Source organism: Nocardia camponoti, from assembly GCF_014646135.1.
GTDB lineage: Bacteria > Actinomycetota > Actinomycetes > Mycobacteriales > Mycobacteriaceae > Nocardia > Nocardia camponoti.
Map to the genome: position 1 here is coordinate 183,797 of NZ_BMMW01000003.1, position 15,890 is coordinate 199,686.

12 protein-coding genes are annotated in these 15,890 nt (G+C 63.9%); 6 read left to right on the forward strand and 6 right to left on the reverse strand.

Features of this window, described 5'->3' with window-relative positions; translation table 11 throughout:
- Window positions 1–59 precede the first annotated feature (59 nt).
- The 5 genes from glmM to IEX78_RS15780 form a co-directional block, all read right to left on the reverse strand.
- The gene (gene glmM, locus IEX78_RS15760) at window positions 60–1,397 is read right to left on the reverse strand and encodes a phosphoglucosamine mutase (protein ID WP_188829769.1); all 1,338 of its coding nucleotides are present in this window, start codon (window positions 1,395–1,397) and stop codon (window positions 60–62) included.
- 143 nt (window positions 1,398–1,540) lie between these two features.
- A complete protein-coding gene (rpsI, locus tag IEX78_RS15765; RefSeq protein ID WP_373291601.1) occupies window positions 1,541–2,068 on the reverse strand; it encodes a 30S ribosomal protein S9 in 528 nt (175 codons plus the stop codon).
- Window positions 2,065–2,508: a 50S ribosomal protein L13 gene (rplM, locus tag IEX78_RS15770; RefSeq protein WP_022567307.1), complete on the reverse strand. Its 444-nt coding sequence runs from the start codon at window positions 2,506–2,508 to the stop codon at window positions 2,065–2,067. Before rplM ends, rpsI begins: the two co-directional genes overlap by 4 nt.
- Before the next feature lie 173 nt (window positions 2,509–2,681).
- Window positions 2,682–3,968, reverse strand: coding sequence for a hypothetical protein (locus IEX78_RS15775; protein ID WP_229684032.1), 1,287 nt, complete (start codon window positions 3,966–3,968; stop codon window positions 2,682–2,684).
- 70 nt (window positions 3,969–4,038) lie between these two features.
- On the reverse strand, window positions 4,039–6,537 hold the full coding sequence (locus IEX78_RS15780) for an FHA domain-containing protein (protein WP_188829770.1): 2,499 nt from the start codon (window positions 6,535–6,537) through the stop codon (window positions 4,039–4,041).
- An 85-nt stretch (window positions 6,538–6,622) separates the two neighbouring features.
- Between IEX78_RS15780 and IEX78_RS15785 the strand changes: the two genes are divergently transcribed.
- The gene (locus IEX78_RS15785; protein WP_188829771.1) at window positions 6,623–8,071 is read left to right on the forward strand and encodes a neutral zinc metallopeptidase; all 1,449 of its coding nucleotides are present in this window, start codon (window positions 6,623–6,625) and stop codon (window positions 8,069–8,071) included.
- 102 nt (window positions 8,072–8,173) lie between these two features.
- Here IEX78_RS15785 and IEX78_RS15790 read toward each other — a convergent pair whose 3' ends face one another.
- Entirely contained in the window at window positions 8,174–9,538 is a 1,365-nt protein-coding gene (locus IEX78_RS15790) for an FHA domain-containing protein (RefSeq protein WP_188829772.1), read from the reverse strand.
- Between the two features lie 133 nt (window positions 9,539–9,671).
- Here IEX78_RS15790 and IEX78_RS15795 point away from each other — a divergent pair, with 133 nt between their 5' ends.
- The 5 genes from IEX78_RS15795 to IEX78_RS15815 all read left to right on the forward strand — a co-directional run bounded on the left by IEX78_RS15795 (window position 9,672) and on the right by IEX78_RS15815 (window position 15,888).
- Complete coding sequence (locus IEX78_RS15795) at window positions 9,672–10,859, forward strand: DUF7373 family lipoprotein (protein ID WP_188829773.1); 1,188 nt, start codon at window positions 9,672–9,674, stop codon at window positions 10,857–10,859.
- Window positions 10,860–10,974: 115 nt separating this feature from the next.
- Complete coding sequence (locus IEX78_RS15800; RefSeq protein ID WP_229684033.1) at window positions 10,975–12,192, forward strand: DUF7373 family lipoprotein; 1,218 nt, start codon at window positions 10,975–10,977, stop codon at window positions 12,190–12,192.
- A gap of 7 nt (window positions 12,193–12,199) precedes the next feature.
- Entirely contained in the window at window positions 12,200–13,438 is a 1,239-nt protein-coding gene (locus IEX78_RS15805) for a DUF7373 family lipoprotein (protein ID WP_188829774.1), read from the forward strand.
- A 3-nt stretch (window positions 13,439–13,441) separates the two neighbouring features.
- Window positions 13,442–14,650 (forward strand): DUF7373 family lipoprotein, encoded by a 1,209-nt coding sequence (locus IEX78_RS15810; protein WP_188829775.1) that lies wholly within the window; start codon window positions 13,442–13,444, stop codon window positions 14,648–14,650.
- 5 nt (window positions 14,651–14,655) lie between these two features.
- Window positions 14,656–15,888 (forward strand): DUF7373 family lipoprotein, encoded by a 1,233-nt coding sequence (locus IEX78_RS15815; protein ID WP_188829776.1) that lies wholly within the window; start codon window positions 14,656–14,658, stop codon window positions 15,886–15,888.
- The last annotated feature ends 2 nt before the right edge of the window (window positions 15,889–15,890 follow it).

The following is a 15,890-nucleotide window of genomic DNA, read 5'->3' on the forward strand; positions in this document are numbered from 1 at the left end:
TCACAGAGCAGGCTGTGGTCTCCCCGATACTAGCCCTCAGCAACACCGCGTGCCAGGGCTCAAACAGCGGCAACGCGCTTGGCGAGGTCTTCAGCCAACTGTCGCGCCTGCGTCAAATCGGTGCCTTCCACCATCACGCGCACGAGCTGCTCAGTTCCACTTGGCCGCAACAACACTCGCCCCGTTTCGCCAAGCACCCGCTCGGCTTCGCCAACCGCTTCGCGCACCTCGGGCGATGCGGCGACGGCCTTCTTGTCGCTGACCGGAACGTTGATCAGCACCTGCGGAACGGTCGTTACGACACTCGCGAGGTCAGCGAGCGCACGCCCCGTCGACGCCATTCGCGCCATCAACCGCAACCCGGTGAGCACCCCGTCGCCGGTTGTGCCGTGACGCGGGAAGACCACGTGCCCGGACTGTTCGCCGCCCAGGCTGTAGCCGCCGGCGCGCAGTTCCTCAAGCACATACCGGTCGCCAACAGCGGCGGTGATGACGGTGATGTCGGCCGCGCGCATCGCGATATGCAGGCCAAGGTTGCTCATGACAGTCGCGACGAGCGTGTTCGCGACAAGCTCGCCCGCGTCGCGCATCGCTAACGCGAGCACGGCCATAATCGCGTCACCGTCGACGATCGCGCCGGTGCCGTCGACGGCAAGGCAGCGGTCGGCGTCGCCGTCGAGGGCAATGCCAAGGTCAGCGCCATGCTCAAGCACCGCCGCGCGCACAGGCTCCAAATGCGTTGAGCCACAACCATCGTTGATGTTGAGGCCGTTTGGCTCGGCGTTGATCGCGATCACGTTCGCGCCAGCTTCGCGATATACCTGCGGCGCAACACCGGAAGCGGCACCGTGCGCGCAGTCGACAACGACGGTCAGCCCGGAAAGATCCTGGCCGGTCGATTCGAGCAGGTGCTCAACGTAGCGTTCGTGCGTGCCTTCGACGGTGTAGTCGGCGCGCACGCGTCCGATGCCAGCACCGGTGGGTCGCACCGAAATGCCCTCGGCGATCACCGCTTCGATGCGCGCTTCGATCGCGTCATCGAGCTTGTGGCCGCCTGCGGCGAAAATCTTGATCCCGTTGTCGGGCATGGGGTTGTGCGATGCGGAGATCATCACGCCAAAGCACGCGTCGTACAGACCGGTCAGGTACGCGACGGCGGGCGTCGGCAACACCCCAACCGACAACACGTCGACGCCGACCGAAGTCAGGCCAGCGGTAACGGCAGCTTCCAGCATCTCGCCGCTCGCGCGCGGATCACGCCCGACGACGGCGACCGAACGCACCTTGCCGCGAGAAAGTACCTGCGCTGCCGCGCCAGCGACGCGCATCGCCAATTCCGGGCTCAACGACTCGTTCGCGAGTCCTCGTACGCCGTCGGTGCCGAAAAGCTGTCCCATACCTGCCCCTTGTAGGTGGTCGACATAGCACGAGAGCAGGCACCCAGCACGAGCTGGACGCCTGCTCTCGCACACGTGCTCCGCCGACACCGTACCGCTTTGTCCCAAAAAAGGGCCAAAACCAGTTGTCGGCGAAACCTATATCAGCGCTTCGAGTACTGAGGCGCCTTACGGGCCTTCTTGAGGCCGTACTTCTTACGCTCGGTGGCACGCGGGTCACGCGTCAGGAAGCCGGCACGCTTGAGCGCGGGACGGTCGTCCGGGGTGACCTCGATGAGCGCGCGGGCGATGGCGAGACGCAGCGCGCCAGCCTGACCCGACGGGCCGCCACCGACGAGGCGGGCGAAGATGTCGAAGTTCTCGACACGCTCGACCAGAACCAGCGGCGACTTCACGAGCTGCTGGTGCACCTTGTTCGGGAAGTAATCCTCGATGGTGCGGCCGTTGAGCTCGAAGTTGCCCGAGCCGGGAACCAGACGCACGCGGACGACGGCTTCCTTACGACGACCAACGGTCTGCACCGGACGATCGATCACGATCGGGGCGTAGGCGGTCTCTTCGACGTATTCAGCTTCGTAACCTTCGCCGTCTTCAACGATCTCGACGACAACGTCGGTCTCGTAGGCGTCGACCTCGACGCCTTCAGCTGCGAATTCTTCAGGAGCGGTCACTGGGCCACCTGCTTGATCTCGAACGGAACCGGCTGCTGCGCGGCGTGGGGGTGGTTCGGGCCCGCGTAGACCTTCAGCTTGCCCGCGATCGCGTTGCCCAACTTGTTCTTGGGGATCATGCCCTTAACGGCCTTCTCCACGAGACGGTCAGGACGGGTCGCCAACACCTCGCCGACAGTGCGCGACTTGAGGCCGCCCGGGTGTCCGCTGTGGTGGTGGATGAGCTTGTCCTGCTTCTTGTTGCCCGAGATGGCAACCTTGTCCGCGTTGATGATGATGACGAAGTCGCCACCATCGACGTGCGGTGCGTAGGTCGGCTTGCCCTTGCCGCGCAGCAGGCCAGCGGCCTGCACGGCGAGACGGCCGAGGACTACGTCAGTGGCGTCGATGACGTACCACTTGCGGGTGACGTCACCTGCCTTGGGGCTGTACGTAGGCACAGTCGTTCCCTGTCTGTCGTCGGTGTTGCCGGCCAGAGGTCCTGCAGTGTGTGGCGCTCAATCTTCCCGGCGGCCGGTGGAGACCCGGTAAGCGATCTGGTCGCGAACGACCTGGCGTGCCACACGCCAGCTAGCAACGATACCAGCCGGGCATCACCGGACCACAATCGGCGTTAGATCACGACCGGCGGGCCAGGGTCGGTGCGACCGGGAATCAGGTAGCGCAGGGTGTCGACGCCGGGGTGCACGCAAACCGGGTCGTCGATGTTGACCGGCCCATGCGCGGACGCGATGCCCTCTGGCGGGACGGTGTGCGCGTACGGCGTGAACGAGCAGACGCCGTCGGCGGCGTTGGCCTCAGCGTCGGTTCCGCCGAAGCCGACCAAACCGAGGGTCAGCAGGCCAATGACCGCCGGAGTGCCGAAGAGTTTCTTGCGCAACTTGCTCGGTCGGGCGAGTTCGGGATCGCTGCCGTGGGCGGGCCCGCTGACGAATCCCGCTGGTCCGGGCGGCGGCGTTGCCTGCTGCTGCGGGGGCCCTGCCGGATTGGTTGGGTTACCCCATCCGACCTGGGCCGCGTAGGTCGGATTCGGTCGCGCGACCTCTTCCTCTTCCTCAAAACCCGGGTCGTTGACAAGCAGGTGCGATGCGCCGAGCACGAGCGCGTGCATCGGATGCTCAGCCACATGGAGGCGCTGACCAAGGTGATTTTGGAACGCGAGCCGCAGCGCGTCGTTGAAGCAGACGTTGCCCGCGAGCAGCACCGTTGACGTGTCAGCACCGATTTGTCGGGCGGCGGCCATCGCTTCGATGACCACGTTGTCGGCCGAGCGCGCGTCACGCAACGCATCGGGCGCGACGACAACCTCAACCGATTCGGTCGGCTGTTCGTCGTCGCCGTCGACGGAGACAACGAGCAGCGTGCGGCCATCAGAGTAGATGCCGGTTGCCCCGATGCCTTGGCGATGACGCTCGCTGGGCGGCTCAACAAGCCCTAGCGCGCGCACGTACCCCGAAAGCGCGACGCTTTCTGGCAGCGGTTCGACGGTGACGTCGAGTTGCTCGACGAGCGCCGCGTACACCTCGATCTTGTCTTCAGGCCACGAATCCGGATACGGCAACGCGACCAGCTGCGGTTTTCCACGCAGAAACTTGCCGATCGCGGCGAGCGGGTTGTAGAGCCGCGCCCGGAAAACGAGCCCGGCCGGCCACGTGGCCCCGGCGATCACGATCTGCGGATGGCCAAGAATGTCGCGCACATCGGCGATAGCCATGCCGAGGTCCGCACGCTGACGCTCAACGCCCGCGGTGTGCAGGCGACCCGCGGCGTCGGCAAGCAGGTACGCGGGCGGGGTGTAAGTGCCCTCGACCTCGACCGGACGGATCGGCGTACCGCCACCACCGGCGGCCACCGTCACCACATCCCAACCCAGATGTAGGGCACCAACTCGAACGGTCACGAGATCAAGTGTGCCCGGTCGCGCCGCGACACGCGCAGCTTGCCCACCGATAGACCGCTGACCTGGTCGATCATGCTTGCGACTTCTTCAGTCGCAGGCGACTCCACGTAATCACGGCCAAAATCGCGGTGATCACGACAAGCATCGCGATGTCGAGCGTCCAAATGCCAGGTTTGTGTTCCCACAGCCCGTCGGGTTGCGCGCTGAAGAACAGCTCGCGCAAGTTCACCGTCGATGCGGCGGCCGCATATCCCCACCGCGACGGGAACAGGTACGAAACCTGTTCAAGCCCAACGCGATCGGTGACCGGAATCAGGCCGCCCGCCATCACGAGCTGGACCATGATCATCACGACGAGCATCGGCATGACCTGCTCGTTCGACTTCGCGAGCGCCGACATCAGCAAGCCGAAAACCACACAGCACACGGCAGTGAGCGCGATGGTGAGATACAGCTCAACGCTGCCGTTCGAAATCACCGCACCCGCGCCCGGCGCTTTCTTGCCAAGCAGCGTGATGCCGACGAGGATCGCCGCCTGCGCGAACGCGACCACGCTGAACACCGCGATTTTCGCCAGCACATACGCCGATGGCAACAGTCCGACCGCACGTTCGCGATGGAAAATCGACCGCTCGCCGACCAGGTCACGCACCGAAAGTGTCGCGCCCATGAAGCACGCGCCGAGGATCAAAACAACGAGCAACTGTTGGGTTTCGCTGCCGCCCGATCGCGCGAACGACCCGTCGGCGAGCGCTTCGAGCGGCCCTTCGGCGAAGCCGTTTTTACCTGGCACGACCAGGGAAAGTCCGCCGAGGATGAACGGCAGCACAACGAGGAAGATCAGGTAGCCGCGATCGGCCAAGATCAACCGAACCTGCCTGCGCGCGAGCGTCGTGAACTGGCGGAACCCACTGGTCTGCGGTGGTGCGCCCGCGTTTCCAGTGCGCGGGGGCGCGGGTGGTGGCGGTGGAATATGGGCTTGTCGCGACCGATAGGCGGCGAACGCCTGGTCGGGGTTGGCGGCGACCTTGGCGAAAATCTCGGCCCAGTCGGTGGTCCCGAGCGCGGCACCAACGCCGCCCGGGTGCCCGGCGAAGGCGGTTTTGCCGCCCGGCGCGAGCAGCACGACCTGGTCGCACATGTCCAGGCACGCCACCGAGTGCGTCACCACGATCACCACGCGACCGGCGTCGGCGAGTTCGCGCAGCATCTGCATGACCTGCCGGTCGAGCGCGGGGTCGAGGCCCGACGTCGGCTCGTCGAGAATCAGCAGCGACGGGCCGGTCAGCAGTTCCATCGCGACCGAAGCACGCTTGCGCTGACCGCCCGAAAGTCGGTCGACGCGGGTGTCGGCGTGCTGGGTAAGCGAAAGTTCTTCTAGGACACCATCAATGACCTGTTTGCGGTCAGCCTTGGTGGTATCGGGCGGCAGTCGCAGTTCGGCGGCGAAGCCGAGCGCCTGGCGAACCGTCAGTTGACGGTGCAGCACGTCGTCCTGCGGAACCATGCCGATACGCGAACGCAGCGCCTCGTATTCGGCGTGCAGGTTGCGTCCTTCGAACGTGACAACGCCACCCGACGGTTGCGTGTTGCCAGCGATCAACTTCGACAACGTCGACTTACCGGCACCCGACGGGCCGATCAGCGCGGTGAGCGTGCCGCGTCCTGCCTGCATGTTCACGTCGACGAGCAGTTGCTTATTGCCTTCGACGGTGAAGCCAACGCCGTGGACCGTAAGACCAAGTTCAGCGACTGGCCGCTGACGGTGCGCGAGCGTGCCCTGGTCGACGACGAAGTCGATGTTGCCGATCGTGACGATGTCGCGTTCGCGCAGCACAACGCGCTGCTGTCGATGCCCGTTGACGAACGTGCCATTGGCCGAGCCAAGGTCCTCGATGACGAGGCCCTCGCTCGACGCGATCAGTCGCGCGTGCCGTCGCGAGGCGAGCGGGTCGTTGACGACGATCTGATTGTCTGACGTACGACCAAGATTCAGGCCGCCAGGCGGAATTCGATCGGCTCGCGCGAGCGCTTCGGTCGACGAAGCCTTGCGCACCGGCGGCAGCATCGACGAGTCAGCGCGACGCGTCATGTTGACGTTGTCGACCGGAGCTTGCGCCTGCGCCTGCTGGGGCATCTGCGAGGTCGGCACGTACTGCGGCTGTTGCGGCGGCCGCTGCTGGAAAGGCTGCGGCGGGCGCTGCTGCTGCGGTCGCGAAGGCGGCGCGAGCATCGTCGACGCGTGCCGCGCCGCGGTCGCCGACGGAACGAGATGCAGCAATGGCCCGCTGATCGCGTCGCCGAGGCGCACCTGCGTAGGTCGGTCGATCGAAACCGCCTGGCTGAGCCTGCGCGCGTCGACGAAAACCCCGTTGGTGCTGCCGTTGTCCGACAGCACCCAAACCCCGTTTTGAAACCGCAGTACAGCGTGCACGCGCGAAACCAACGGGCTGTCAACAAACAGGGTGACCTCGGGTGCGCGACCCATGGTGATCTGCTGACCAGCTTCGAAGACTCGTTCGGATCCATCATGGCGCACGGTGATGGTCTGCGCCCCCGGTGAAGACATGGAGCGGATACTATGCCATGTCGATGACGGCGGGGACGACGACGACCTGCTCCACAATCAGCCGATCAGGGGGGATGGCAGCGCTATGACATCCAAACACCAAGCGCTCGTTGCGATTATCACGGTGTTGTGCGCGCTGTTTGTGCCCGCGTGCACCCGCTTTGTCGACGGTCATCCGGTATCGATTTACGACGACCCGTTCCAGGTCGGCGGGCTCCCGACCACCGGCGGACCCAATGGTCCGAGGGCGGGCGCACCCAATGCCACGCTCGCGGCGACCAATGGCGACAACGGTGACGTCGATCAGCTTGCCCTGAACGCGATCGATGACATCCAAAGCTATTGGCGCGCCCAATTCGGCACCGAATTCGCAGGCGAAACCTTCACTCCCGTCGACAAACTCATCTCGTGGAACGCGCGCGCGAGCCGTTCGCAGGCGGTGGAATTCTGCAAGGAAACCACCTATCACCTGGTCAATGCCGCCTACTGCCGTCTCGACAATTCCATCGGCTGGGACCGCGCGATGCTGTTGCCGACGATGAGCGAGACGTTCGGCAAAATGTCGGTTGTCATGGTGCTGGCGCACGAATACGGCCATGCCGTGCAGACGATGGCGAAGTTGGTAACGAAGAAAACGCCGGTGCTTGTGAAGGAGCAGCAGGCCGACTGTTTCGCTGGCGCGTTCATGCGTCATGTCGCCGAAGGCAAGTCGCCGCATTTCACGATCAACACTTCCGACGGGCTCAATTCGGTTCTCGCCGCGACAGTTTCGATTCGCGACACCGACCCCGACGATCCCGAAAGCGTGCATGGCTCGGCCTTCGAACGTGTCACCGCGGTGCAAATCGGGTTCACCGATGGACCGCGCGGATGCAAGGGTATCGACGCGAAAGAGATTGAGTCACGGCGTGGTTCGCTTCCGCAAAGCTTTTCCGGCGACCAAAGTCGTGGCGAATACCCGATTTCCAAGGGCAATCTCGTTGAACTGAGTAAAGCGCTGGCGTCGATTCTGCCCGTCCCGAGCGCCCCGATTTACGACTACACCACCGCGAATATCACCTGCAAGGACGGCAAATCGACCGCGCCGGTTACGTATTGCCCGTCGGCGAACGCGATCGCGACCGATGTTGCCGGGCTGGCCGATCGCGGTGCGGTCGACGCCGCCAACGACGGCCCGCTCCCGGTGAAGGTCAGCGGCGATTACAACGGGTACGTCCTTTTCATCTCCCGCTACACGCTGGCCGTGCAGCGCGCGAAGAATCAGGCGTTGACCGGCGCGAAGACCGGTTTGCGCGCGGCGTGCCTGTCGGGCGTTGTCACCGGCAAACTCGCCGACCCCGACCGCCCGACGAGCCAGGGCGATATCCGGCTGTCCGCGGGCGATTTGGACGAGGCCGTTTCGGGGTTACTCACCGACGGACTTGCCGCGAGCGATACCGAGGGCAACACGGTGCCGAGCGGTTTCGCCCGGGTTGACGCGTTTCGCGCGGGGGTGCTCAACGGCGAGAAGACGTGTGGGTCGCGTTATAGCTAGTTGGGCTCGGCTGCGAGGTCAGGCGGGCTGAGCGGCGATCGAGTTGGGCGCGGTTTCCGGGCAGGCATGCTGAGCGAGGGGGCGCTGGGCCCAAGTTGGTGGTCAGCCGAAGGGTGGCGGGGCTGCCGGTTCGTAGCGCATCACCCGGTTGCCGATCATCGCCTCGGTGCCCGGGATCAAGATCATCGGCTGGTGCGGGGTGAGGCGCACCCAGTCGCGGTAGCCGGGCAGACGGGTGCGTGTCCCGTTGGTCGAGCCGCGATCGATCAGCTGCACATCCCAATTCACCAGGTGCACTTCGGCATGCGCGCGCGACATTCCGCCCGAGGTGTCGTCGATGCGCAGCGGGATCAGTCCGCGTTGAGCGGCTTCGGAATTCTCCGGATCGCGGCCCATGACGGCGTCGGCGGCGAGAAGAAACGTCATTCCATCGTCAAGCACGAGCATGCCGAGCGGCGGACGCACCACTTCGATCAACGCCTGCGTCTGGTCGACCGGCATGCCGCAGACGGTGCAGAACGCGGCACGCGGGTCGCTTGGGTGGGCGCGCGCGCATTTGAAGCCCATCAGGCGGGTCGTCAAAACTGTTGCGCGGGCGGTTGATTCGAGCCTGCGTTGCAGTTCGGGATCTGGTTCGGGCGCGGGATTGGTGCCCGAGAGTCGGGTTTCAGCTTCGTTGAGGTCGGGTGCTGGGTGGTCAATTGCGGGCTGAGCCGGCGTTGACCGATCAGGGCTGGTCCTGCCTGGCGCGGGCCGATCGGCGGCCTGCGGCACAGGTCGATCTGGCGCGGACGGCTTTGGCCGCTCTGTCGCACTGGTGACGGCGTCCATCAGCGACGTCGCTGGTGTCTCGCTAATCGGTCGCGAATGTGCTTGTCGTGGTTCATGATCCACCCGCGCGGTCGGCGGCGGCTTGATTACCCCTTCACGCACCTCATCCGACCACAGGACCGCTCCCCCGGCGTGCGCGAATCCCTCAGCAAGCCAACCAATTCCACGCTCGCCCGGGATATCGGGGATGCGCCCCTTCGCGTCGTCAACGAAGAGCGCGACCGCGGTGCGCGGCGTCGGCGCAACCCGGTCGACGGTGAAGGCCGCATCCGAACCCCGGTAGTAATCAACAACATCGCCCGCCGCCACCGCCGTAATCGCCCCGTGCAGGAAGATCGCGACCCCACCGTGGTCGGCGGCCGACAAAATGCCAAAGTCGATCGGCACCCCAGGCGAAATCTGCTCGGCCGTCTTCATCAACCACCGCGTTGCCTCGCGCGCGATCAAAGCGCCCGGCCCATGCGGATATTCGTCAACCGCGTCACACACCAACTGCGCCAACGACTCGATCGCGACCGCCGCTGGTTCACGCCCGGTAAGCCGCGACGTGCCGCGATGCGCGACAACAATCACCGCCCCCGCGACCCGCGCGACCGCGTGCGTGCCCGGCACAACCTCGACTTGGCGATCCTTCACTGAAATCGGCCTCCACCAATGCCGCGCAGCAGGGTCGTCACCATAGCCTCCAGACTAGGCAAAGCCGGTGACAACCGCTGCCTCGGCCGCCGTCATCGGGTAATTTCAATGGTGAGCCGCCGGGGAGGTTTCCATGTACATGTTCCGTTTCGCCGCCGCGATCATCGTTGTCGCGAGCGTCAGCAGCTGCGCGGTCGCGGGTAGCGCGGTGCCGGGCGAGCTCGACGTTCGCACGCTAGCCACCGGCAGCTTCGATGTCGACAAGCACCGGTACACCGATACGGCGGGCAGCGCGGGCGCGCTCGTCGAAGGGGTGCGCATGGCCGCGACGATCGCGCCAACCGTGCGCATCGACCCGTCGCTCACCTACGGCCGAGGCGACGCCGTGCTGTCGACGGTCACGTCCGCGCTGGACTACGTGGCGAACGTGTCGCGGCCGATCCTCGAAAACCGCAAGTACGTCACCGGTTACGCCACCGCGGGCGCCGACGAGGAAAACGCGCCGGGCGCGAAACGACCGGGCCCCACGGCAACCGTGGTCACCACTTCGGTGCTGCGCTTTCCCGATGCGACAACGGCCACCCTCGCCGCGCGCGAACTCGAAGACGCTGACCTTGGCGTTTCGCCGGACAACCGTAAGCTTCCCTCGACGAAATACCCTGCGGCGTACCTGCATTGGCGTCCTGGCATCCCCTCGATCGGCGTCTTCCACGCCTACAACGAGTTCGTGATTTCGGGCCTGATCCAGCGCCCACGCGCCGACGCGACCGACCTCACGCAATGGGCGGAAAAGTCACTAGCCGCCACCTTGGCCCAGTTGGCGAAGTTCACCCCGACACCGGCGAGCAACCTGTCGACGCTGCCGGTCGACCCCGGCAACCTCCTCGCCCGCGCGGTCGTCGACAAACGCACCGACCTGCGCCCCAACGAAGACACCTTCGCCGTCTACCCCGCTGAACACCTCACCAACATCTCCCAGGACCAGAAGTTGGCCGAGGAAACCATCGCCGCGACCGGCATGGACTTCATCGGCGAGGCAGGCAGCTCAACGGTCACCCGAGTACGCGACCAGCAGGGCGCCGAGAAACTGATGCAGAGCTTCCTAGACCGCTCATCGCACTACGACCCAATGTCGGCCCCTTCGGAAGTCCCTGGCGCAAAATGCCTGGTCCTCAACAGCAATGGCAACGCGGAAAAGGAATACCGCTACCGCTGCTACGTCCCGTACAAGCGCTATTTGGCGACGGTGCGCGGCGACAAGGAACCGGAGATCCGCCAGAAGGTGGCGGCCCAGTACGCATTGTTGGCCAATAGCTCCTAGGCACTGACCCCCGAACGTGCGCTAGTATCCCCCGCGAACCAGATCACCGGGGAGGGACGCGGTTCGACGTCGCTATCCCGCCCGATTGGCGACCGTCGCAAGTGGAGGGGGAAGCGTGAAGCTCTATCGGGGTGTGCGACTTGCCGCCGCTGTGCTCACGGCCACGATGCTCACCGCGTGTGGTGGCACGGCAATTCAGGGCGCGCCAACGCGCGATCAGCCCGACGCGAGCGCTTTCGATGTCGGCAACTACCAGGTCAAGCCGCGCGAAGTGGGCAACGCCAAGAGCATGAACCAGGCGCGCGCGTTTGAAGCTCAGCGTCTCGCCGACTACGTCGCGCTGCCCTTCGAAGTCGACCCCACCTACCAACTCGACAACCGCTACCGAGATACCCTCGTCCCGCCGACGCAGATCGTGCTCAATCGCAAAGGCCTCGGTCGACTCGTTATCAACGACACGTTCGACGAAGTCGCCGAAGACTTGGTCGCTGGCTGGCTCAACACGTGGTCAACGCAGCCGAACGAGCAGGACAAACACCGCAAACTACACCTCGCGGTGCTTGAGTTCCCCGACGCGGCCACCGCCGACAAGGTCGGTCCGACGCTCGAACACGACGACTTCACCTTCAACCGCGACAACGAACCCGTCGCCATCACGAAGTACCCCAAGACCTTCGCGCATTGGCGTCCAACCGTTTCGTCGATCGGTTCGTGGACCGTGCACGACCGCTATGTGGTTTTCATCAAGGTCGAAGACGAGACATCCGCACCCGACCTGCCCGCGCTCACGTCGCAGGTCGAGCGCGCGCTCGCCGTCCAATTACCGCTGCTGGACAAGTTCGTGCCAACGCCGAAGGACAAGCTCGAACACGTCGCGCTTGACCCAATGGGCATCCTCAGCCGCACCTTGCCATCGGATCCTGAGCACCCTGTTCGCACTATCCCAGATGGTTTTTCCACCGGCCGTGGCGCGCTTAGTCTCTTCAACGATCCTGATGCCGAGATGCTCGCCCAGTGGCAGAAAGACGGCGTTGAGTTGATCGGCTTCGGTGACGCTGTTGTGTTCCGTACCAGCACCGCCGAGCAGGCGAAAAAGGTGTGGGAACGCTGGCGTGAACCGAAAAAGGACCAACAAGCGACGAACGCTCCCGCGAAACTCACCGACCGAGTGAGCTGTGTGGCGCTGACGTACGAGTCCCAAGGCGTCACGAAAACGTCGGACAACATTTGCTACCTCTACGTCGACCGATACGCGGTGCAGTTGCGCAACCAGAACTTGCAAGACCTGCACCAGAAGGTCTCCGCGCAGTACGTGTTGCTAACGCGGCGGTAGGGGCGGCATGAAGAAAACTCTTTTCGTCGCCATTGCGATGTGCGCCGTATCCGGTTGCGCGTCAACGGTTTCCGGCGTGGCGGGGCCGGGGTCATCGCCCGTCGACCTCGCGACACTGCAAACCGGGTCAGTGCCGACCGAACCGTCAGCGTTCACGCTGAACTTCAACCGAGGCAGTGCGGACGAGACCATCCGGCTTGTCGAGGCAAGGGAGCTCCTCAACCTGCTGGTCCAGCCCACCGACATCGACGCCGACCTCACCTCGCTCGCGCGCACTCGCGCCTTCGCGACGGTGCTGTCGATGACTGGGACGAATGACAACAGCACGAGCCTGCCCGCGAAATATTCGCCCGCGCTAGAAAGCAACAACATGGTCGCGGGCGTCACCACCGCTCGCACCAACGGCAGCGCGCGCAACACGAAGAAAACCATGCTTGGCGTCATCGAATTCGCCACCGACGCCGATGCTACGAAGGCAGCCGAAGAACTGTTTCGCGTGACGATGGAGGTGCAGGAAGGCAGCCCGCCGCGTCACCCCATCGTCATCGCCGACCATCCCGACGCACACGCGTCGAGCGCCGACGACGTCACCGCGAATTCCTTCCAAGCACACGGCCCGTACGTGATCGTCACCAGCTTCATGAATGACAAACCGGGTGCCGATGATCTTGGCGCCTTCATCAAGAAGGTGATCGACCGCCAGATTCCCGCACTTGACCAGCACAAACGCGTACCGCTTGACGACATCCTCGACACCCCGGTCGACCCAGACGGCATCATGCGACGCGCTACCGGCAAGTCGCCTGGCGACCCACTCGGCATTTCGTACTCGGAAGAGGACTTCGGCACCTTCACCCCGTCGGGCATCCTGCACTTCACGCGTGACGCGGTCGCGATTCGCAAGGCGATGGCCGATGCTGGCGTCGACCTCATCGGCCGCCGATACAGCACGGTATACCGCACGCGCGACTCCGCCTCGGCGTTCGCCTTGCAAACCGCCCTTGCGAAACGCGGGAAGGACGACCTTGAACTGACGCCGCCGCCGGGCATTTCCGACGCACAATGCCTGCGCTTTGACGCGAGCGATCCCAACCGCGGCTATGACAGCGTGTGTGTCGTTGTTTATGGCCGATACGTCGCTGAGGTGATTTCGCAGTCGTCGATATCAAAGCGCACTGTCGCCGTCGATCAGGTTTTGCAAGAGCGCACTGCTGCCCAGTACGCGATTCTGAAAAAGAGCGAGTGACCGATGGTTCGTAGAACTCTTCTCGCGGTCGTAGCCGTTTCGCTGGTTAGCGCATGTGGAACATCGCCTGCCACAACGACTTCCACACCGGTCATTGATGTCGCGAAGCTGGACTCGGGCAATTACCCGACAACGCCGAATGATCTGTCGTTGCTTCGGGTACCCGATGCCGCGAATCTCCTTGAAGCCATTCGCATTGGCGCGGTGAGCCCGCTGACCATCGATTACGACCCGCGCTTCGCACATGCGAAAGGGCAAGCGGGCGGCGGGTTTAGCGCTGACCATGCCGTCGCGATTCCGGGCACCGACGTCAACGGTCGCGATTTCAACACCGTCTTTCCTGGTTTGATCGCAGGCTGGGCCAGTTATTCAAGTCGGCGCGAAGAACTTAACGCCGGTCGCCAATTCAACGCGCTGACCATGCGTTTCGATTCGCCTGAGCGCGCTCGCGCCACCTCCGACGAACTCACCAAACGCTCGCAGGGTGATCCGGTGCAGATCGCCGGATACCCTGACGCGGTCGCGCGGCAATACCTCAAGTCCCAGCCCTACCGCTATCAAGCGCTGCGCACCTGGCTGGTCAAAGACGACATGATTGTTTTCGCCGAGGTGTTCGACCCCATCAGCATGCCCTTTGACCTGGCCGCGAACGGTTCGATCGCGAAGGCGCATTTCGACGCGCAATTAGCGGGCTTACAGAAATACACCCCGACACCGGTCGCGGAACTGAGCAAGCTCCCGCTCGACACCGAAGACCTGCTCAGCCACACCCTCCCCTACGCCGACCAGGCCGAATACAAGCTCAAAACGGCACATGGCGAAGGCGTTTACCCTGCTCAGGCGGCTTTGCATACGATCTCGAAGCGCGGCAAGTTGAAGGCGGCGTTCGCCGATTCGGGCGTCGACTACGTTTCGGTTTTCCAGTCCGAGGTGTATCGCGCCCGCGACAACGCGGCTGCGATTCGCCTCCAGGCGGCCCTTGAATCGTCGATTCCCGATACGACCGAGGTCATGCGCACCGACGGGCCGCCGAATTTCGAAGGGGCACACTGCTACATCGTGAAGCCGGAAGTGAAGTCACCAAGCTACAGCACCCGGCCGACCTGCTACGGCTCCGTTGGGCGCTACACGTTCATCACGAACACGGCCAACATCGGTGATGCGCGCCAGCAGTTGGCGGCGCAATACAAGTTGTTAGCTGGGAAGGGGTAGGGGTTGTGAAGCGGTTAATAGTGCTGGTCGCGGTTTTGGTCGCGTGTGTTGGATGTGCGAATTCGGTTGAGGGGAAAGGTGTTCCGGGTACGACGCCGGTCGACGTTTCGAAGTTGGTCACGGGGGCCCGAAAGACTGCACCCGAAGGCTTCATCTTGAAGCCAGACGGCCAGCGTGGCATCCGCAGTATCGAGGCACGCAGGTTGCTTGAGCGCCTTGTGCATCCGATCGATATCGATCCCGAAATCCGCGAGAGTTTCGCTACTTCACTGATTGTCGGTGCGAGCGACGTCGAATCCGATGTGGACAGAGCTGGATCGTTGCGCATGTACAAACCGGTGCTCGAACAGCACCGATTGATCGCGGGCGCTCGGACAACTCGGATTAACGGCAGCTCACGCGACCCCAAAACGGCGTATCTCGCTTTGCTCCGTTTTCCGGACGCAGAGGCAAGTCGTGCGGCAGCCGCTCAAATGAATCAGATTAGACTCGAACGTAACGCCGTGCTGGCCCCAGCGCTTCCTGTTGCGATTCCTGACTACCCCGACGCGAATGCCGCGACGATCACCGACGCCGATCTCAGCATGTTCCAGGCATATGGAAACCTCGTCATCAGGATCGGCCTCCAATATCCAAACCCCGACCTGGCGACGGTCACAAGCAGAGCCAAAGCTGCGCTAGACCTGCAAATACGCGCGCTTAGCGACTACAAACCTATCGCGATCGACGATTTGCTTGACCTACCGTTGGATCAGGACGGCATGATGCGACGGGCGGCCGCCTACGGCGAAGACGAGCCGCTTGGGAGAAACGCGAACGACCTCGACATCGGACTCTTCCATACGTCCGGCATGCTGCATTTCGAGCGCGATCCTGTCGCGACCCGGGCAGCCTACGAGAGGGCAGGCGTTGACCTGATCGCGCGTCGATTCAGCACGATCTACCGCACTCGGGATCCCCAGGGTGCCTTTGAACTTCAGGCGGTACTCGCCAAACGCGGGGCCGATGACCAGCCACTCGCGGCGCCTCCCGGCATCGCCGACGCGGTGTGCACCCGCTTCGAGCACATCTTGGGCGAGAAAACTAAAGGCATCGCCAAGTGCGTCCTTGTCTACCAGCGATACGTGGCTGTCGTCTTTTCTGAGAATTACGACTCCGCTGTGGTGAGCACCGGCGTGAATAAGCAACTGCAAGAACGAACGGCCGCCCAGTACGCGATCTTGGCGAAGAGCGAGTGACT